General features: G+C 55.3%; 17 protein-coding genes. 6 read left to right on the top strand and 11 right to left on the bottom strand.

Annotation, left to right across the window (positions count from 1 at the left end; genetic code table 11):
- Positions 1-4: 4 nt before the first annotated feature.
- Genes ulaC through ulaA form a run of 3 tightly spaced genes read right to left on the bottom strand, consistent with a single transcriptional unit; the run spans position 5 to position 2,200 of the window.
- Positions 5-472, bottom strand: a complete 468-nt coding sequence (gene ulaC / locus AAER43_RS02010; RefSeq protein WP_014882241.1) for a PTS ascorbate transporter subunit IIA — start codon at positions 470-472, stop codon at positions 5-7.
- Positions 473-481: 9 nt separating this feature from the next.
- The gene (gene ulaB, locus AAER43_RS02005; protein WP_003856022.1) at positions 482-787 is read right to left on the bottom strand and encodes a PTS ascorbate transporter subunit IIB; all 306 of its coding nucleotides are present in this window, start codon (positions 785-787) and stop codon (positions 482-484) included.
- A 12-nt stretch (positions 788-799) separates the two neighbouring features.
- Entirely contained in the window at positions 800-2,200 is a 1,401-nt protein-coding gene (gene ulaA / locus AAER43_RS02000) for a PTS ascorbate transporter subunit IIC (protein ID WP_014882240.1), read from the bottom strand.
- Between the two features lie 359 nt (positions 2,201-2,559).
- On the opposite strand from ulaA, the gene ulaG reads away from it, so the two are divergent.
- Both ulaG and ulaR read left to right on the top strand, forming a co-directional pair.
- On the top strand, positions 2,560-3,624 hold the full coding sequence (gene ulaG, locus AAER43_RS01995; protein ID WP_010427455.1) for an L-ascorbate 6-phosphate lactonase: 1,065 nt from the start codon (positions 2,560-2,562) through the stop codon (positions 3,622-3,624).
- A 110-nt stretch (positions 3,625-3,734) separates the two neighbouring features.
- Positions 3,735-4,490, top strand: a complete 756-nt coding sequence (gene ulaR / locus AAER43_RS01990; RefSeq protein ID WP_014882239.1) for an HTH-type transcriptional regulator UlaR — start codon at positions 3,735-3,737, stop codon at positions 4,488-4,490.
- Here the strand turns inward: ulaR and yjfP are convergent.
- Complete coding sequence (yjfP, locus tag AAER43_RS01985; RefSeq protein WP_050861795.1) at positions 4,487-5,209, bottom strand: esterase; 723 nt, start codon at positions 5,207-5,209, stop codon at positions 4,487-4,489. The genes ulaR and yjfP overlap by 4 nt on opposite strands.
- A gap of 137 nt (positions 5,210-5,346) precedes the next feature.
- On the opposite strand from yjfP, the gene bsmA reads away from it, so the two are divergent.
- From bsmA to AAER43_RS01970, 3 genes are all read left to right on the top strand, one after another.
- Positions 5,347-5,676 carry a biofilm peroxide resistance protein BsmA gene (bsmA, locus tag AAER43_RS01980; RefSeq protein WP_014882237.1) on the top strand — a complete coding sequence of 110 codons (330 nt, stop codon included), beginning with the start codon at positions 5,347-5,349 and terminating at the stop codon, positions 5,674-5,676.
- Positions 5,677-5,824: 148 nt separating this feature from the next.
- Entirely contained in the window at positions 5,825-6,100 is a 276-nt protein-coding gene (gene yjfN, locus AAER43_RS01975) for a DUF1471 family protease activator YjfN (RefSeq protein ID WP_014882236.1), read from the top strand.
- A 172-nt stretch (positions 6,101-6,272) separates the two neighbouring features.
- Positions 6,273-8,204, top strand: coding sequence for a methyl-accepting chemotaxis protein (locus tag AAER43_RS01970; RefSeq protein WP_057057663.1), 1,932 nt, complete (start codon positions 6,273-6,275; stop codon positions 8,202-8,204).
- On the opposite strand, the gene AAER43_RS01965 is transcribed toward AAER43_RS01970, so the two are convergent.
- The gene (locus AAER43_RS01965) at positions 8,201-9,823 is read right to left on the bottom strand and encodes an isovaleryl-CoA dehydrogenase (RefSeq protein WP_045134422.1); all 1,623 of its coding nucleotides are present in this window, start codon (positions 9,821-9,823) and stop codon (positions 8,201-8,203) included. The two genes, AAER43_RS01970 and AAER43_RS01965, sit on opposite strands and share 4 nt — an antisense overlap.
- A 193-nt stretch (positions 9,824-10,016) precedes the next feature.
- Here AAER43_RS01965 and AAER43_RS01960 point away from each other — a divergent pair, with 193 nt between their 5' ends.
- Positions 10,017-11,291 carry an MFS transporter gene (locus AAER43_RS01960; protein WP_045134423.1) on the top strand — a complete coding sequence of 425 codons (1,275 nt, stop codon included), beginning with the start codon at positions 10,017-10,019 and terminating at the stop codon, positions 11,289-11,291.
- Between the two features lie 82 nt (positions 11,292-11,373).
- Here the strand turns inward: AAER43_RS01960 and rlmB are convergent, their stop codons facing one another.
- The 6 genes from rlmB to hflC form a co-directional block, all read right to left on the bottom strand.
- Entirely contained in the window at positions 11,374-12,105 is a 732-nt protein-coding gene (rlmB, locus tag AAER43_RS01955) for a 23S rRNA (guanosine(2251)-2'-O)-methyltransferase RlmB (protein WP_050861793.1), read from the bottom strand.
- Between the two features lie 70 nt (positions 12,106-12,175).
- Positions 12,176-14,620 carry a ribonuclease R gene (rnr, locus tag AAER43_RS01950; RefSeq protein WP_014882231.1) on the bottom strand — a complete coding sequence of 815 codons (2,445 nt, stop codon included), beginning with the start codon at positions 14,618-14,620 and terminating at the stop codon, positions 12,176-12,178.
- Positions 14,621-14,658: 38 nt separating this feature from the next.
- Entirely contained in the window at positions 14,659-15,084 is a 426-nt protein-coding gene (nsrR, locus tag AAER43_RS01945; RefSeq protein WP_014882230.1) for a nitric oxide-sensing transcriptional repressor NsrR, read from the bottom strand.
- A gap of 192 nt (positions 15,085-15,276) precedes the next feature.
- The gene (locus AAER43_RS01940; protein ID WP_006178975.1) at positions 15,277-16,575 is read right to left on the bottom strand and encodes an adenylosuccinate synthase; all 1,299 of its coding nucleotides are present in this window, start codon (positions 16,573-16,575) and stop codon (positions 15,277-15,279) included.
- 104 nt (positions 16,576-16,679) lie between these two features.
- A complete protein-coding gene (locus AAER43_RS01935; RefSeq protein ID WP_050861792.1) occupies positions 16,680-16,877 on the bottom strand; it encodes a DUF2065 domain-containing protein in 198 nt (65 codons plus the stop codon).
- Between the two features lie 71 nt (positions 16,878-16,948).
- Complete coding sequence (gene hflC, locus AAER43_RS01930; RefSeq protein ID WP_013095290.1) at positions 16,949-17,953, bottom strand: protease modulator HflC; 1,005 nt, start codon at positions 17,951-17,953, stop codon at positions 16,949-16,951.
- Positions 17,954-17,955 lie beyond the last annotated feature (2 nt).

Raw genomic sequence — 17,955 nt, 5'->3', positions numbered from 1 at the left:
CCTCTTAAACGGCCGCCGCAGTGGCGTTATCAATTAAATCCAGCACTTCCTGCGCGGTACGGCAGGCGCGTAAACGGTCAAAATTGGCTTCATCATCAAACAGATTGACGATCTGCATGATGCCCACCTCCTGGTGGGTATTGGCATCGACAGCCGCCATGGTGATCAGGATATCGACCGGGTCGTTATCTTCATGGTTGAAGACCAGCGGCGTTTTCAGCGTGACCAGCGCAAAGCCGGTTTTCTTCACGCCCTCTTCCGGGCGGCCGTGCGGCATAGCCAGCCCCGGGGCAATCACAAAATAGGGGCCGTGCTGCGCCACGCCATCCAGAATGGCCTGGTAATAACGCGGCTCGACAACATCCGCCTTAACCAGCAGATCCACGCTCAGCTTCACCGCTTCCTGCCAGGTGCTGGCGTCAGCCTGCAAAAGGATGGAGTCATTCTCTGCCAGCGAATCTCGTAGTTTCATGTCGGGTCCTTACTTCACGTCTTGTGGGAAGTGTTCTTTGATCACTTCCAGCAGTTTTGGTCCGAAATCCGCAGGCGACAGCATGTTGCGCACGCCCACCACATATTTGTTGCCCGACACGCTAATCTCGCCGGCAATGTGAGTTGACGCGATGATGATGTCTGCGCCGTTCAGCTCACTTTTGTATTCACCCACTGCGCAGCTGTTTACCGTGTGGTCGATGTTTGACTGGGTTAAAAACTGGTCCACTTTCATCTTCATGATCATGGAGCTGCCTTGCCCATTGCCACACACAGCCAGGATACGTACGGTCATAATCGAAACTCCTTAGTGAGCAGAAACTTCTGCTGTTTGTTTTTCTGCATCTTCTTCTGCTCGCAGCGAACGGCCAGCGAAGAACATATAAGCCAGTGCAATCAGGATGATGACGGCCATAAAGACCAGCCCGACGGACGCAAAGCCCTGCATCATCGGCGGCGCCAGGATTGACCAGTCCGCCATGCCCATCCAGGCGCTCATACCGGTGAGCTTGACCGCCCACACGCAACCGAAGATTTCCACCATCCCCATCACCAGGCAGATCTTGAGCGCTGCACGCCAGCCGCCGAAGTGGTTAGCAAAGACGCCGATGGTGGCGTTGGAGAAGAACATCGGGATAAAGCCAGGAATAATCAGGATTGAGGAGCCGCAGGCCACCAGGATACCCACCGCAATCAGCTGGCCGATGGTGCCCCACATAAAGCCCCAGACGACGGCGTTTGGCGCGAAGCTATAGATGGCCGCACAGTCAATTGCCAGAACGGCTCCCGGGATCAGGCGCTGAGAGATGCCGTTGAAGGCTTCAGAGAGCTCGGCGACGAACATACGCACGCCCTGGGTGATGATGAAAATGGCCACCGCGAAGGAGAAACCGGTCTGCAGGATATAAATCGTCCAGTGCGTTTTGCCCGCCATCGCCTGCACAACGTCAATGCCAAAGGAGAGCAGAATGGCGCCGAAGAAAAGGGTCATCACAATCGCCGTCGAGACGATGTTGTCATGGAAGATATTCAGCCAACCGGGCATCTTGAGGTCTTCAACGCTCTCCTCTTTTTTCCCCAGGTATGGCGCAACTTTATAGGCAACCCAGGCCGCAAACTGCTGCTGATGGCCGATGGAGAAGCCACAGCCGTCGGTCACTTCCTGGGTCGGCTTGTACATCATGTTGGAAGTGATGCCCCAATAGAGCGAGACCAGCACCGCGGTGCAGATAATCGTGGTCCACATTGGGTAACCGAAGATATAGAGAGAAACCGCGATCAGACCCGCCTGCTGGAACATGATGTGACCGGTAAGCATGATGGTGCGAATACCGGTAATGCGACGCAGCAACACGTAGATAATGTTCAGCGCCAGCGCGAGCAGAACCGCGTAACCCACCCAGCTGTAGGCGTCACCCATGCGGTCAATCGTGGCCATCATTGAGGCATAAGTATCGGAAATTGCACCGTTTATACCGTAGACCTCCGCCATTTTGGCGACGACTGGCTTAAACGTGCTGGTCAGGATGCCTGACCCCGCCTGCAACAGCATAAAACCGATAATGGTCTTAATCGTGCCTTTGATGATCACGCTGACGCTTTTACGCAGCAGGATGTAACCCAGGCACGTCACGATACCCAGCAGCAGCGGGGCATTGGTCATTACCTGATTGAAGAAAACGGTAAAGACGTTGTAGAGGATCTCCATAACTCTCTCCAGAAATGAGAACACGAGGGGCAATCCCTGTGTGGTTGGTGTCATCACTCCAGTAATCACAAATAATCACCACAAGATTGAATTTGATTATTTGTGACGTATCACGCAAATTATTTCCATGGTGTTAGTAATGATTTTCACTACCGCACAAACAAAATGAATTATTCTTTATAATTCATGTAATTAATCATTAATGGCAGATAGTCTAACAGGGATAAAGCGAAGTATCTGTGATATCGCACAGTTAAAATTACGCACTTTTGTCATTGCAAAGCACGTCAAATGGTGCCAGAGTTAATCACAACAAATCACCATATGATTACTTTTGATTAAAACCAGGAGTCAAAACGATGAGTAAAGTGAACACCATCACCCGTGAATCATGGATTCTGAGCACCTTCCCGGAGTGGGGTAGCTGGCTGAACGAAGAGATCGAACAGGAACAGGTTGCTCCTGGTACTTTTGCCATGTGGTGGCTGGGCTGCACCGGTATCTGGCTGAAATCCGAGGGTGGCGCCAATATTTGCGTCGATTTCTGGTGCGGCACAGGCAAACAGAGCCACGGCAATCCGTTGATGAAAAAAGGCCACCAGATGCAGCGCATGGCCGGCGTGGAAAAACTGCAACCGAACCTGCGTACCACGCCGTTTGTGCTCGACCCTTTTGCCATTCGCCAAATCGATGCCGTGCTCTCCACCCACGATCACAACGATCATATTGACGTGAACGTGGCGGCGGCAGTAATGCAAAACTGCGCGGACGACGTGCCGTTTATCGGGCCGCAGACCTGCGTGGATCTCTGGATTGGCTGGGGCGTGCCAAAAGAGCGCTGCATCGTGATGAAGCCGGGCGACGTGGTGAAAATCAAAGACATTGAAATTCACGCCCTGGATGCCTTTGACCGTACCGCACTGATTACGCTGCCGGCTGACCAGAAAGCCGCAGGCGTTCTGCCGGACGGCATGGACGAGCGCGCCGTCAACTACCTGTTCAAAACCCCTGGCGGTTCCCTGTACCACAGCGGCGACTCACACTACTCCAACTACTACGCGAAGCACGGTAATGAGCATCAGATTGACGTGGCGCTGGGCTCCTACGGCGAGAATCCACGTGGCATTACCGACAAGATGACCAGCGCCGATATGCTGCGTATGGCGGAGGCGCTGAACACCAAGGTCGTGATTCCGTTCCACCACGACATCTGGTCAAACTTCCAGGCCGATCCGCAGGAAATTCGCGTGCTGTGGGAGATGAAAAAAGACCGCCTGAAGTACGGCTTCAAGCCATTTATCTGGCAGGTAGGCGGCAAGTTCACCTGGCCGCTGGATAAAGACAATCTTGAGTACCACTACCCACGCGGTTTCGATGATTGCTTTACTATTGAGCCAGACTTGCCGTTTAAGTCCTTCCTCTGATTATCCGGCCACATCGCCAGACCCTGAGTCTGGCGATTTCATATTTATTTTAGTAATTTCACGCTATTTCAAATATCATCTTTTCAAATCAATTCTTATCGGAATAGCTCATGACGGAAGCGCAACGGCATCAAATTTTACTGGAACTCCTGGCGCAAACAGGGTTTATCACCGTCGAGAAAGTGATCGAACGTTTAGGCATCTCCCCCGCTACCGCGCGGCGGGACATTAACAAGCTGGATGAGAGCGGCAAACTGAAAAAAGTCCGCAACGGTGCAGAAGCCATCAGCCAGCAGCGTCCACGCTGGTCGCCAATGAATATCCATCAGGCGCAGAATCACGATGAAAAGGTGCGGATCGCCAGAGCCGCCTCACAGCTGGTGAACCCGGGTGAGAGCGTCGTCATCAACTGCGGGTCTACGGCATTTTTGCTGGGCCGCGAGATGTGCGGCAAGCCGGTGCAGATCATCACCAACTACCTACCGCTCGCCAACTATCTTATCGACCAGGAGCATGACAGCGTGGTGATCATGGGCGGCCAGTACAATAAGAGCCAGTCCATCACCCTTAGCCCCCAGGACAGTGAAAACAGTCTTTACGCCGGGCACTGGATGTTTACCAGCGGCAAAGGCCTGACTGCAGACGGTTTATATAAAACCGATATGCTGACTGCGATGGCCGAACAAAACATGCTGAACGTTGTGGGCAAACTCGTCGTGCTGGTCGACAGCAGTAAAGTCGGTGAACGCGCAGGCATGCTGTTTAGCCGCGCAGAACAGATCGACATGGTGATCACCGGCAAAGGGGCTAACCCCGAGATCCTCCAGAAACTGGAAGATCAGGGCGTTAAAATCCTGCGGGTTTAAAGGTGCTGGCGGAAAAACGCCACCGTGGCCTCCAGCGCCGCTGGCGTAATGCGGTGGCGGACGCCCGATTCCCACAAACAGGTCAGATTGCCGTCCAGTCCTTCACGCTTTAGCGCCTGCTGCAGGCGAAAGGTGCCGTCAGCCGGTACCACGTCATCTGCGTCACCGTGCCACAGCAGAAGCGGACGATCGGCCACGCGCGGCAGTGCGCGAGTCACTTCCCAGTCAGCCAGCTTCGCCGTCATTTCCGTCAAATCTTGCGGGGGAAAAAGCGTCTTCGCCAGCGACGTAAAGTAGCCGGAGCCCATCAGACAGGCGACGGATCTCACTTCAGGATGATGCGTCATAATCCCCAGCGCCGTCATGCCGCCCATCGAGGCCCCGGCAACCGCCAGCCGGTTATCGGCCACCAGCCCTGCGTCATAAAGCGCATCGCGCAGCCCGGAAAACTCGGTCAGACTGCCGTGCAGAATGGGCCAGAACTGACCAAGCCGCGCCTGTTCATCCCCCGTAAAGCGCGCACCGTGATCGGGGGCATCCGGCATGACGACACGAAAACCGGCCTGCGCCAGCGCCACCGCAAAATAACTGTAAACCAGCTTTGACGAGGTAAATCCATGATAAAAAACCACAACTGGCAGCGGTTTATCACGTTTCCCCGTCGGCGTGGCGTGTAAAATTTCATGGTCGCCGAGACGGCGTATTTCAATTTCAATCATTGTCGACCCTGTACGAATGAATGATTCATAATGTTGAGAACTGGGTTACGGTTTCAGGCTATTTTCATTCGAAAATTACGCCCCAGATAACACTTCGGGAACATTCCCCCAAAACGAAATTCGCAGACAACTACACTATGGCTATCAGGAAAAGAGATATGGTTATGCACAGGTTTGCAGCTTTATTGCTGGTGCTTCTTCTCAGTGGCTGTAGCGCACTGCAGGGAACGCCGCAACCCGCTCCCCCGGTTGCCGATCACCCGCAGGAGATTCGTCGTAATCAGACAGAAGGATTACAACGAATGGGCACCGTCTCCGCGCTGGTTCGCGGTTCTCCGGATGACGCAGAAGAGGCAATAAAGGCACAAGCCGTCGCCGCCAAAGCAGATTATTACGTCATTATCATGGTCGATGAAACCATCATTACGGGGCAGTGGTATTCACAGGCCATTTTATACCGTCAGTAATGGTTTTCCTTTGAACGACATTTACACTGCTTTGCGTCCATAGACATTTTCCTGTCCACAATAAACTCCATGCCCGCGTCAATGGAAAGGAGTTTATTCGCGAAGGATTGCCCGGCGGATACCGGAGATATGTGAAATGGAGCTGACGATGAAACGAACTCTTGCTTTGACCTCTCTGTTGCTCTCAGCAGGCCTGGTGAGCACCACCGCGCAGTCAGCAGAATTTGCCAGCGCGGATTGCGTAACAGGTCTGAATGAAATAGGCCACATCTCCGTCAATAACATTTCGGGGAGCCCGCAAGATGTTGAACGTATCGTGGCATTAAAAGCCGATGAACAGGGTGCCTCATGGTATCGCATCATCCAGATGCAGGAAGATAACCATGTCGACCACTGGCGGGTACAGGCCATTCTCTACGTCTAAGCACCTTCCTGATAAAAGCCACTTATTTTTAGTGGCTTTTCGTTTTTGCAAATTTTTTATCTTTTACAAAACCATATAAAAACAACTCAATAACATTTTGTTACACTAATTCAGTAAACGTAATCCCCGCTCTGCCGTTGAAGAACCATACCTTTTCAATGATGAGCAATTTATGATCAATCTTTTCCGCCGTGCGGGCCTCGGGACAAAGCTATCGCTGCTGACGGGCGTCAGTGTTGCCTTGCTGTTTCTGCTTTTCACTTTCCTGCTCAGCCAAAAAGCCAGCCAGCAGCTTGAAGCCCTCGCGGTAGAAGACCTGCATAACCAGTCCACCGGTATGGTCGATATGGTGCAAATGTTCAACACCAGCCTGAGTGAAGAAGTCGAAAGCTATACCAGACTGTTTACGACATTTTTGCCCCAGCCATTTAGCGTCGATACGCTTCAGACCCGGACAATTAACGGGCTCAATGTTCCTCTGCTGAAAGGCGGGGAAACGGAACTCCATGAAAATACCACTTTTTCTGACGACTTCCTGAACCGAACGGGGGCCATCTCCACGCTATTTGTTCGCAGCGGTAACGACTTTATTCGCGTCGCCACCTCCCTGCGTAAAGAGAATGGCGAGCGGGCAATGGGGACCGTTCTGGATACCTCCAGCCCAGCCTTTGCCGCCGCCAATAAAGGTGATGTCTACCGTGGCCTGGCGCTGCTGTTTGGCAAACGCTATATCACCCAGTACCAGCCGGTGAAAAACGCCGAAGGTCAGGTCATTGCGATCGTCTTTGTCGGGGTGGACATTAGCCACTCCTGGAACGTCATGCGCGAGAAAATCCTCAACCGCCGCCTGGGCGAGAGCGGTCACTTCTTCGTGCTGGATCGCAGCAACGGCAAAACACGCGGGCAATACCTGTTCCACAACACGGAAGAGGGACAACTGCCGAAGTGGGACAGCGCGACACAACAGCAGCTTCTGGGTGATAAACCCGGCACCCTGGAGCGCGTAAGTGACGACGGACGGACGCTGAAAATGGCCTATACCCCGCTACCCGGCTGGAACTGGACTATCGTGGGCGAAGTGGATAAGTCAGTGCTGCTTTCAAGCGTCACTGCCATGCGCGATCGCTTCCTGCTGGCCGGTGTGGTCTTGTCGGTCCTCTTTGCAGGCCTGTTCGTTGTCCTTATTCGCCGTATGCTGACGCAACCGCTGCGCAACGTGATCCAGCTTGCACGGCAGTATGCCGACGGCGATCTTCGCTCCAGCCTGCCCGTGACGCGCCGGGACGAGGTCGGACAGCTGATTGACGCCATTAACGGCATTGGCGGCGGGCTGCAAAAAATTGTTCTGCAGGTTCGCGAGGCTGCAGGTGAGATCCAGACGGGGACTAACGCGCTGGCCTCCGATACCGGCGAGATCTCAGAGCAGATCAACAAGCAGGCCAGCAGCGTGGAGGAGACCTCAGCCAGCATGGAGCAACTGGCCGCGACCGTACAGCAAAATGCCGCCAACATGGAGCAAACGCAGCAACTGGTGGGAGAAACCTCACGCGCGGTTCACGAGGGGGGTGAAACGGTAACCCATGCGGTTGCCACGATGGATGACATTCGCGAAGCGTCAAAACGTATCGAAGATATTACCCGCGTGATTGAGTCCATCGCGTTTCAGACCAATATTCTGGCGCTGAATGCGGCGGTAGAAGCGGCACGTGCAGGCGAGCACGGAAAAGGTTTTGCGGTGGTTGCCCAGGAAGTTCGCGCGCTGGCGGGCCGGAGCGCCAACGCGGTGAAAGAGATAGAACAGCTGATTGGCGATACGCTGAGAAAAGTGAGCGAAGGTCACGCGCTGTCTGAACAGACGCGTCTGGCTATGGATTCCATCATCGTTCATATCGATAACATCAGCCAGCTGGTCACCGAAATTAACCATGCATCGCGCGAGCAATCCGCGGGGATTGGCCAGGTGAATCTCGCCATGACCCACATTGGTGAAGCGTCACACATCAACGCCGATCGCGTCTCGCGTAGCGAACAAACCGCACACACGCTGCGCGAGAAAGGTTTACACCTTACCCAACTGGTCAGTCTGTTCCAGCTTAAACGCTAGCCAACCCTGCCCGTGGCGCGCAGCAGCAAATCGCTTTGCACCTGCTCGCTCATCAGCGTACCGCCACGGGTATCCAGCATCATGCGGCACCACGCCTGCGCCACGGGCGGCGATGCGTGCCGCAGCATCTGGCTCCCGGCCCCCAGCAAGAAAAGCTGCTGCGCGATCTCCCGCCCCTGCGCCTCCTGTGGTTTACGCAGCTTTTGCTGAAGCTGGCGCCAGCTACGGTCAAAGTGTCTGTCCTGCCCTTTGACCTGCGCAAACTCATCGGCCAGCAGGTCGTGGATCCCGGGCTGCTTCGTCAGCACGCGCAGCACGTCCAGGCACATGATATTGCCTGAGCCTTCCCAGATACTGTTCACCGGCATTTCGCGATACAGGCGGGGAAGCTCACTCTCCTCGCAGTACCCTACGCCGCCCAGCACCTCCATCGCCTCTGCCACAAACGGGATACCCGCTTTGCAGACGCTAAATTTCGCGGCCGGCGTAAACAGCCGTGCCCAGGCCGCCTCTTGCGGATCCACGCGTTTATCCCACGCGCGGGCGAGACGGAACAGCAGTGCCGTTTGCCCCTCCAGCATCAGCGCCATGCGGCTTAAGACCTCACGCATTAACGGCTGATCGATGAGATTTTTACCGAAGGTTTGCCGCTGATGAGCGTGGTACAACGCCACAGACAGCGCCCGGCGCATTAAACCATGGCTGCCCAGCGCGCAGTCGAAGCGCGTCAGACCGCCCATTTTGAGGATCTGCCGTACCCCTTCCCCTTCTTCCCCCAGCAGCCAGCCGGAGGCATCAAGAAACTCCGCCTCGCTGCTCGCGTTGGAGCGGTTCCCGAGCTTGTCCTTCAGGCGCTCCAGCCGTACGGCGTTACGTTGTCCGTCAGGTAAAAAGCGCGGGACAAAAAAGCAGGATAAGCCACCTTTTGCCTGAGCCAGCACCAGATGCGCATCACTCTGCGGGACGGAGAAAAACCATTTATGGCCTACCAGACGGTAGCTACCGTCGCTGCATTTTTCCGCTTTGGTGGTGTTGCTCAGGACATCGGATCCCCCCTGCTTTTCCGTCATCCCCATGCCGATCAGCAACCCGCGTTTTTGCCCACCCGGCACGAGATGGGGATCGTAGCGATCGCTCATCAGCGGCGTTAACCATGCATGAAACGGTTTAGGTAGCGACTGTTGCAACAGCGGCGTGGCGGCGAAGGTCATGGTGACGGGGCAAAGCGTGCCGGCTTCAACCTGCGCATGCAAAACAAACCGTGCCGCTCTGGCCACAAAGGAACCTCTTCGCGCCTCCTCTTCCCACGCCAGGTTATGTACCCGGTTGGCACAGAGCCCCTGCATCAGGAGGTGCCAGGCGGGGTGAAAGCGAATATCGTCCAGCCGCTCTCCGGTGGCGTCGTAGCGTAACAGCTCCGGTGGGTTGACGTTGGCCAGCCTGCCCAGCTCCAGCGACTCTGCGGTCCCTAACTGCTGCCCGATACTGGCGAGCAGCTCGCTATCCCACTCGGCCCCCTCGCGGGAAACCGCGTCACGCAGGGCGCAGTCGGAGAGGAAAAGGTTGCTGTTTGAAAGCGGTGCCGGTTGATTGAAAACGGTATGGGTCTGCCAGTGCATGCTGTCTCCCTCCTTCAGTGGCAATGAGGATAAGTATGGACAGGCCGCGTGCACGCTGCATGGGAGGGGGGTCACAAGCTGGCGATCCCGCTGATATCATTCGTGAAATAGCTCACAGAACATAAGAATAAACTATTTCATCACTTCGCTTTTGTTGAATAATTTATTCTTACCCCTTTCAGTGAGGATCGTTATGCAACCGGATGCGCACAAGCGAGCATTAATTGCAGGCTCCATTGGTAACTTCATCGAGTGGTATGAGTTTGCGGTCTACGGTTTTATGGCGACCGTGATTGCCAGGAACTTCTTCCAGCTCGAGGGAGAAGCGGGACTGACCAGCCTGATCCTCACCTGGGCCTCGTTTGCTATCGCGTTCTTCTTCCGTCCCCTGGGTGCGGTGGTATTTGGCCGCATCGGCGACAGGATTGGCCGGAAACCGACGCTGATCATTGTGCTGGTACTGATGACGCTCGCCACCACAGCCATTGGTCTTGTGCCCGTCTACGCCAGCATAGGCATTGCCGCACCGCTGATCGTTACGCTGCTGCGCATTTTGCAGGGATTGTTCGCAGGCGGAGAGTACGGTGGTGCAGTTTCGTTGATGACAGAGTTCGCTCCACGCGGCAAGCGCGGTCTGTATGGCGCGTGGCAGTCCTTTACCGTGGCGCTCGGGCTGCTAGCGGGCGCGGGGATTGTGGCACTGCTCTCCGCCCTTCTCACGCCTGAGGCATTACATGACTGGGGCTGGCGTATTCCATTCTTCCTTGCGCTGCCGATGGGGGCTGTCGCGCTATGGCTGCGTGTGAGTATGGAAGAGACGCCGAGCTTTGTGCAGCAGAAGGAAAAACCGGTTGTGGCTCAGGCCAGCACCTCCGCCACGCTCAAAACGATTCTGATGGGCATTTGCCGGGTCATGGTCTGGTCGGCGGCGGGGTATACCTACCTGGTGATTATGCCCACCTATCTCCAGTCGGCGCTACACACCGGGTTTAATCAGGCGCTGCTGATTGCGGTGATTTCGAATATCGGCTTTGCGCTGACCATCATCCCCTCGGGGATCCTGAGCGACAAGATTGGCCGCCGCACGGTGATGATGATTGCCACCGCCCTGCTGCTGATACTCGCCCTGCCGCTGCTGAAAATGTTGCAGGCTGAGTCCGCCACGCTGGCCGTTAAAGCGATGGTGGTGCTAATTGCGGGCGGACTGGTGGGGATGCTGGCAGGACCGGGGCCGGCAATGCTGTCTGAAATGTTCCCGACGCGCGTGCGTTATACCGGCCTGGGGCTGGCGTATTCCCTGTCAAACGCGATCTTCTCGGGCTGTGCGGGACTGATTATTACCGGATTAATTAAAGAGACGGGCAACCTGGATATTCCGGCATATTATGTGATGGCAACGGCGGTGGTGAGTATTTTCGCGCTGATGACGCTGCGAAAGGATGACCATTTGCGGTCGTTAGAGGAGTGAGGTTGTTTTGCCGGGTGGCGGCTTCACCTTACCCGGCCTACAAAAACGCAGGCCCGGTAAGCGAAGCGCCATCGGGAGAAAATCAGCTACGCTGACGCACAACTTCAAACAGGCAGATGCCCGTCGCCACAGACACGTTCAGGGATGACACGCTGCCCGCCATCGGGATGCTGATCAGCTCGTCGCAGTGCTCGCGCGTCAGACGGCGCATACCTTCACCTTCCGCACCCATCACCAGTGCCAGACGTCCGGTCATTTTGCTCTGGTACAGGGTATGATCTGCCTCACCCGCGGTACCGACGATCCAGATATTCTCTTCCTGCAGCAGACGCATGGTACGCGCCAGGTTGGTTACGCGGATCAGCGGAACGTTTTCCGCTGCGCCGCAGGCCACTTTCTTCGCCGTCGCGTTAAGCTGCGCGGAGCGATCTTTCGGTACAATAACAGCATGCACACCTGCCGCATCCGCGCTACGCAGGCATGCGCCGAGATTGTGCGGATCGGTTACGCCATCAAGGATCAGGAAGAACGGGTTATCCAGTGCGGCAATAAGATCCGGCAGATCGTTTTCCTGATACTGACGGCCCGGCTTCACGCGGGCAATAATGCCCTGGTGAACCGCGCCTTCACTTTTCTCATCCAGGTACTGACGGTTCGCCAGCTGGATCACCACGCCCTGCGCTTCCAGCGCGTGGATCAGCGGCATCAGACGTTTGTCTTCACGCCCTTTCAGAATAAACACTTCCTGAAAACGCTCCGGTGCGCGCTCGAGAAGGGCCTGCACCGCGTGGATGCCGTAAATCATTTCACTCATTGATGGTTCTCATTATGACTGTTCTTTCCCCTCTCCCCCCTGGGGAGAGGGTCAGGGTGAGGGGCGGAACTTACTCCGCCTGTTTTTTCTTCGCTGCACGTTTTGCTTTGGTGGCAGCAGCGATTTTCTGCGTCTTCGCAGAAGGTTTTTTCGCTGAGCGAGCGTCTTTCTTCGCCGCCTTCGGCTTTTGCTTCTTCTCGCCGCGGAACGCGCTGTCTGGCTCGAAGTTTACCTTCTTACCCGCCTGACGACGTTTACCGCCGCCCGGTTTACCGTTTCCGCCTTTTTTCGCCCGTTCACGCTCGGTTTTACCGACGTTACGCGGCGCACGCTCGCTGGAGATGAGGCTGAAGTCGATTTTACGGTCGTCCATATTCACGGCTTCAACTTTCACTTCCACACGGTCGCCCAGACGGTAGGTCTGGCCGCCCGATTCGCCAATCAGGCGTTGACCAACCTGGTCGAAGCGGTAGTAGTCGTTATCCAGGCTGGAGACGTGCACCAGACCGTCGATAAATAGCTCGTCCAGACGCACGAAGAAACCAAAGCCGGTCACGCTGGCAATCACGCCTTTAAAGACGTTGCCCACCTGGTCCAGCATAAAGTCACACTTCAGCCAGTCCGCTACGTCGCGCGTGGCTTCATCAGCACGACGCTCGGTCATGGAACAGTGCTGACCGAGCTGCAGCATCTCTTCCATCGAATAGTGGTAACCGCCGGTTTCGGTAGTGTTCCCTTTATGGCCCTGCTCCTGCGCCAGCAGATACTTGATCGCGCGGTGCAGAGAGAGGTCAGGATAGCGACGGATCGGCGAGGTGAAATGCGCGTAAGACTGCAACGCCAGGCCGAAGTGTCCCCGGTTTTCCGGATCGTAAATCGCCTGCTTCATCGAACGCAACAGCATCGTCTGCAGCATTTCTGCATCAGGACGGTCGCCAATGGACTCCAGCAGCTCGGCGTAATCGCGCGGTTCAGGCTTGTTGCCGCCAGGCAGCTCCAGACCCAGTTCCGCCAGTACTGAACGGAACGCGGTGATGGCTTCCGTTGACGGCTTATCGTGAATACGGAACAGCGCTGGCTCTTTGGCTTTCTCAACGAAACGCGCTGCCGAGATGTTCGCCAGGATCATACACTCTTCGATCAGCTTGTGCGCATCATTACGCTGGGTCTGCTCGATACGCTCAATGCGACGCTCTGCGTTGAAGATAAACTTCGCTTCTTCGCTCTCGAACGAGATCCCGCCGCGCTCTTCGCGTGCCTGATCCAGCGTTTTGTAGAGGTTATGCAGTTCTTCAATATGCTTGACCAGCGGCGCGTATTGTTCGCGCAGATCCTGGTCGCCCTGCAGCATATGCCAGACCTTGGTATAGGTCAGACGCGCATGGGAACTCATGACCGCTTCATAGAACTTGTAGCCGGTTAAGCGCCCTTTGGTGGAGATGGTCATCTCACACACCATACAGAGGCGATCAACCTGCGGGTTCAGGGAGCACAGGCCGTTAGAGAGCACTTCCGGCAGCATCGGTATTACCTGAGAGGGGAAATACACCGAGGTACCACGGCTGCGCGCTTCGTTATCCAGCGGGGTGTGCGGGCGCACATAGTAGCTCACGTCCGCAATCGCCACCCACAGACGCCATCCGCCACCGCGTTTTTTCTCACAGTAAACGGCATCATCGAAGTCGCGGGCATCTTCGCCATCAATGGTGACCAGCGGCAGGGAGCGCAGATCCACGCGGCCCACTTTGGACTCTTCCGGCACTTCTTCACGCAGACTTTCGATCTGATCTTCAACCGCTTTCGGCCAGATGTAGGGGATCTCATGGGTGCGCAATGCCATATCAACGGCCATGCCAGTGCCCATGTTATCGCCCAGGACTTCCACGATTTTACCAACCGCTTTGGTGCGACGCGTTGGGCGCTGAGTGAGTTCTACCACAACCACAAAGCCCATGCGTGCGCCCATCACCTCTTCAGGCGGGATCAGGATGTCAAAGCTCAGACGGCTGTCGTCCGGCACCACAAAGCCCACACCCGCATCAGTGAAGTAACGGCCAACAATCTGGCTGGTTTTTGGCACCAGTACGCGCACCACGCGCGCTTCCCGGCGACCTTTACGGTCAGCACCCAGCGGCTGCGCCAGGATCTGGTCGCCGTGGATACACATTTTCATTTGTTCAGATGACAGATACAGGTCATCTTTGCGGCCTTCCACGCGCAGGAAGCCAAAGCCATCACGGTGCCCAATCACGGTGCCTTTCAGCAAGTCGAGGCGTTCAGGCAGCGCGTAGCACTGGCGGCGGGTAAAGACCAGTTGCCCGTCGCGCTCCATGGCACGCAGGCGACGGCGAAGGGCTTCAATTTGCTCTTCACCTTCAATATTTAATTCAACGGCAAGTTCTTCACGATTGGCGGGTTTTTCGCGTTTTGTTAAGTGTTCAATGATGAACTCGCGGCTGGGGATAGGATTCGCGTATTTTTCGGCTTCGCGTTCCTGGAAAGGATCTTGTGACATGTCGGTTCCTCCGTTGTCAGCTCCGGTGGAAATTTTCTTCATTCCACCAGCAATAATTTATAAAGCGGTTGATTCTCTTCAACCAAATCGGCCAGCGTGTAGTTATCCAGTTCCTTGAGAAAACTTTGCACAGCCTTAGAAAGCGCCTGTTTCAGGCGGCAAGCGGGTGTAATGTGGCAAAACTCACTGCTGCAGTTCACCAGAGACAAGGGCTCCAGTTCGCGTACCACATCCCCGATGCGAATACTCTGCGCCGGTTTACCGAGACGGATCCCCCCATTCTTCCCGCGGACGGCAGCAACGTATCCGGCACGACTAAGTTGATTGATTATTTTGACCATATGATTACGAGATACGCCGTATACCTCCGTCACTTCAGAGATACTGGTCATCTTCCCATCGGGTAACGACGCCATGTAAATCAGCGCACGTAAGCCGTAATCGGTGAAACTTGTTAACTGCACATCAACCTCAGGAAAAAGGGAAAACGCGGTCAAACCGCAGAGATATTCATTAATGATGATAAACCAGCCAGATAGATAGCGGCTAATTTATTTGACAGACGGGGCGAAAAAGCGGAGATCCAGGAGCGGTCGCCGGATGGCGCTACGCTTATCCGGCCTACGAGTTTCCCCGCAGGCCAGCATTCACGAAGATTATGCGTCGAACGGGTCGCGCAGGATCATCGTTTCAGTACGATCCGGGCCGGTAGAAATAATATCGATCGGCACTTCGGTCAGTTCTTCAATACGCTTGATGTAATCCAGCGCCGCCTGCGGCAGGCCACTACGCTCTTTCACACCGAAAGTGGTCTCAGACCAGCCCGGCATGGTTTCGTAAATTGGCTCAATGCCTTCCCAGTCATCAGCGGCCAGCGGAGTCGTGGTCACTTCACGGCCGTCTGGCATACGGTAGCCGACGCAGATTTTCACTTCTTTCAGGCCGTCCAGCACGTCCAGCTTGGTCAGGCAGAAGCCAGACAGGGAGTTGATCTGCACGGCACGACGCACAGCAACCGCGTCCAGCCAGCCGGTACGACGACGACGACCGGTGGTCGCGCCAAACTCGTTACCCTGCTTGCAGAGGAACTCGCCGGTTTCATCGAACAGCTCGGTCGGGAATGGACCTGCCCCCACACGCGTGGAGTAAGCTTTGATGATGCCCAGAACGTAATCCACATAACGTGGACCCAGGCCAGAGCCGGTCGCCACGCCACCTGCGGTGGTGTTAGAAGAGGTTACGTACGGATAGGTACCGTGGTCGATGTCCAGCAGCGTACCCTGCGCACCTTCGAACATGACGAAATCGCCACGCTTGCGCGCCTGGTCCAGCAGATCGGACACATCAACAACCATACCGGTCAGAATGTCTGCAATCGCCATGACGTCATCCAGCACTTTCTGGTAGTCAACAGCGTCAGCTTTGTAGAAGTTCACCAGCTGGAAGTTGTGATATTCCATCACTTCTTTCAGTTTTTCAGCGAAGGTGGCTTTGTCGAAGAGATCGCCCACGCGCAGACCGCGACGTGCCACTTTATCTTCATAAGCCGGGCCGATACCACGACCGGTCGTACCGATCGCTTTCGCACCACGTGCTTTCTCACGCGCGACGTCCAAAGCCACGTGATAATCCAGGATCAGCGGGCAGGCTTCGGAGAGCAGCAGACGCTCACGAACAGGGATACCACGGTCTTCCAGACCCTTCATCTCTTTCATCAGCGCAGCGGGAGACAGCACAACGCCGTTACCGATGATGCTGGTGACGTTTTCGCGAAGAATGCCTGATGGAATAAGATGGAGGACGGTTTTTTCACCGTTGATTACGAGAGTATGGCCTGCGTTGTGACCGCCCTGGTAGCGTACAACATATTTAGCCCGTTCAGTCAGAAGATCAACAATCTTCCCTTTACCTTCGTCACCCCATTGGGTGCCCAGTACGACGACGTTGTTACCCATTTTTTTCAAAATCACCGTTTGCTTAAAAATGGATTCTACCATCGCTTTTTCAGATATACAGCACTTTTTGACCTCAAAATACGCCAAATCCGACCACTTTTTGATCAGCCAATCGTTTTCCTCAACATGTAGTAGATCACGATGCCAGCAACCACAAGTCCACCGCCGAAACGGCGCAAAATATTATCCGGAAGTTGGCTCATGGTCGCGATCATGCGGCGCCAGGCACGCGGATAAAGCATCGGTCCCAGGCCTTCCAGCACTAACACCAGGGCCAGCGCCAGCCAAATGATTGAATTCATTTTTATTCCTTATAAAAGAAAACCACCGCTCCGGAGGGAGCGGTGGTTTGAATACTCAAACGTGCCAGAGTTTATCGTGTTGCGTTAGTCGGCGTCTTCATATAACGGAAGAAATCGCTGTCCGGGCTGAGCACCATCACATCCTGGTTGCTCTGGAAGCTATTCTCGTAAGCACGCAGGCTACGGATAAAGGCGTAGAAGTCGGGATCCTGGCTGAAGGCATCAGCGAACAGCTTCGCCGCTTCCGCATCACCTTCACCGCGCAGAATACGGCCCTGACGCTCAGATTCCGCCAGCGTCTTGGTAACTTCGTAGTCCGCTGCCGCACGCAGCTTCTCAGCCTCTTCCTGGCCTTGTGAACGGTGGCGACGGGCTACCGCTTCACGCTCGGCGCGCATACGGTTGTAGATCGCTTCGGACACTTCAGCTGGCAGGTTGATCTGCTTGATACGCACGTCAACCACTTCGATACCCAGCGCAGCCATACTGTTCGGGTTGATCACCGGCACTTTACCGTTGGTTTCAGCCTGAACGCGTTCAGCTGCTTTCGCAATCGCGTCATCCGCTGCTGGCGTTTCCACTTCGTCTTCCGTGCCCGCTGTACCGGAATTCAGCGCATCGCGCACTTCCAGGGTCAGACGACCGCGGGAGTCGGTCACGATGTCTTTCACATCCAGACGACCAATTTCAGAACGCAGACGGTCAGAGAACTTACGTTTCAGCAGCACTTCCGCCTGAGAAACGTCGCCACCGCCGGTGGCCAGGAAGTAACGGCTGAAATCGCTGATGCGCCATTTGATGTAGGAATCAACGATCAGGTCTTTCTTCTCTTTGGTCACGAAACGGTCAGCCTGGTTATCCATAGTCTGGATACGCGCATCCAGCGTTTTCACTGACTGAATGAACGGCACCTTGAAGTGCAGACCCGGTTCGTAAATCACCGGACGTTTGTCACTGTCACGCACGACGCTGCTGAACTGGAACTTGATCCCACGCTCGCCCTCTTTCACCACAAAGATCGAGGTATACAGCACGACCAGTACGATGACGATGATCGCAATAACTGACTTACGCATCC

Origin of the sequence: Enterobacter sp. FUJ80071 (assembly GCF_038739915.1) — a bacterium.
Taxonomy (GTDB): domain Bacteria; phylum Pseudomonadota; class Gammaproteobacteria; order Enterobacterales; family Enterobacteriaceae; genus Enterobacter; species Enterobacter kobei.
This window is presented reverse-complemented; position numbering and strand designations above follow the sequence as displayed.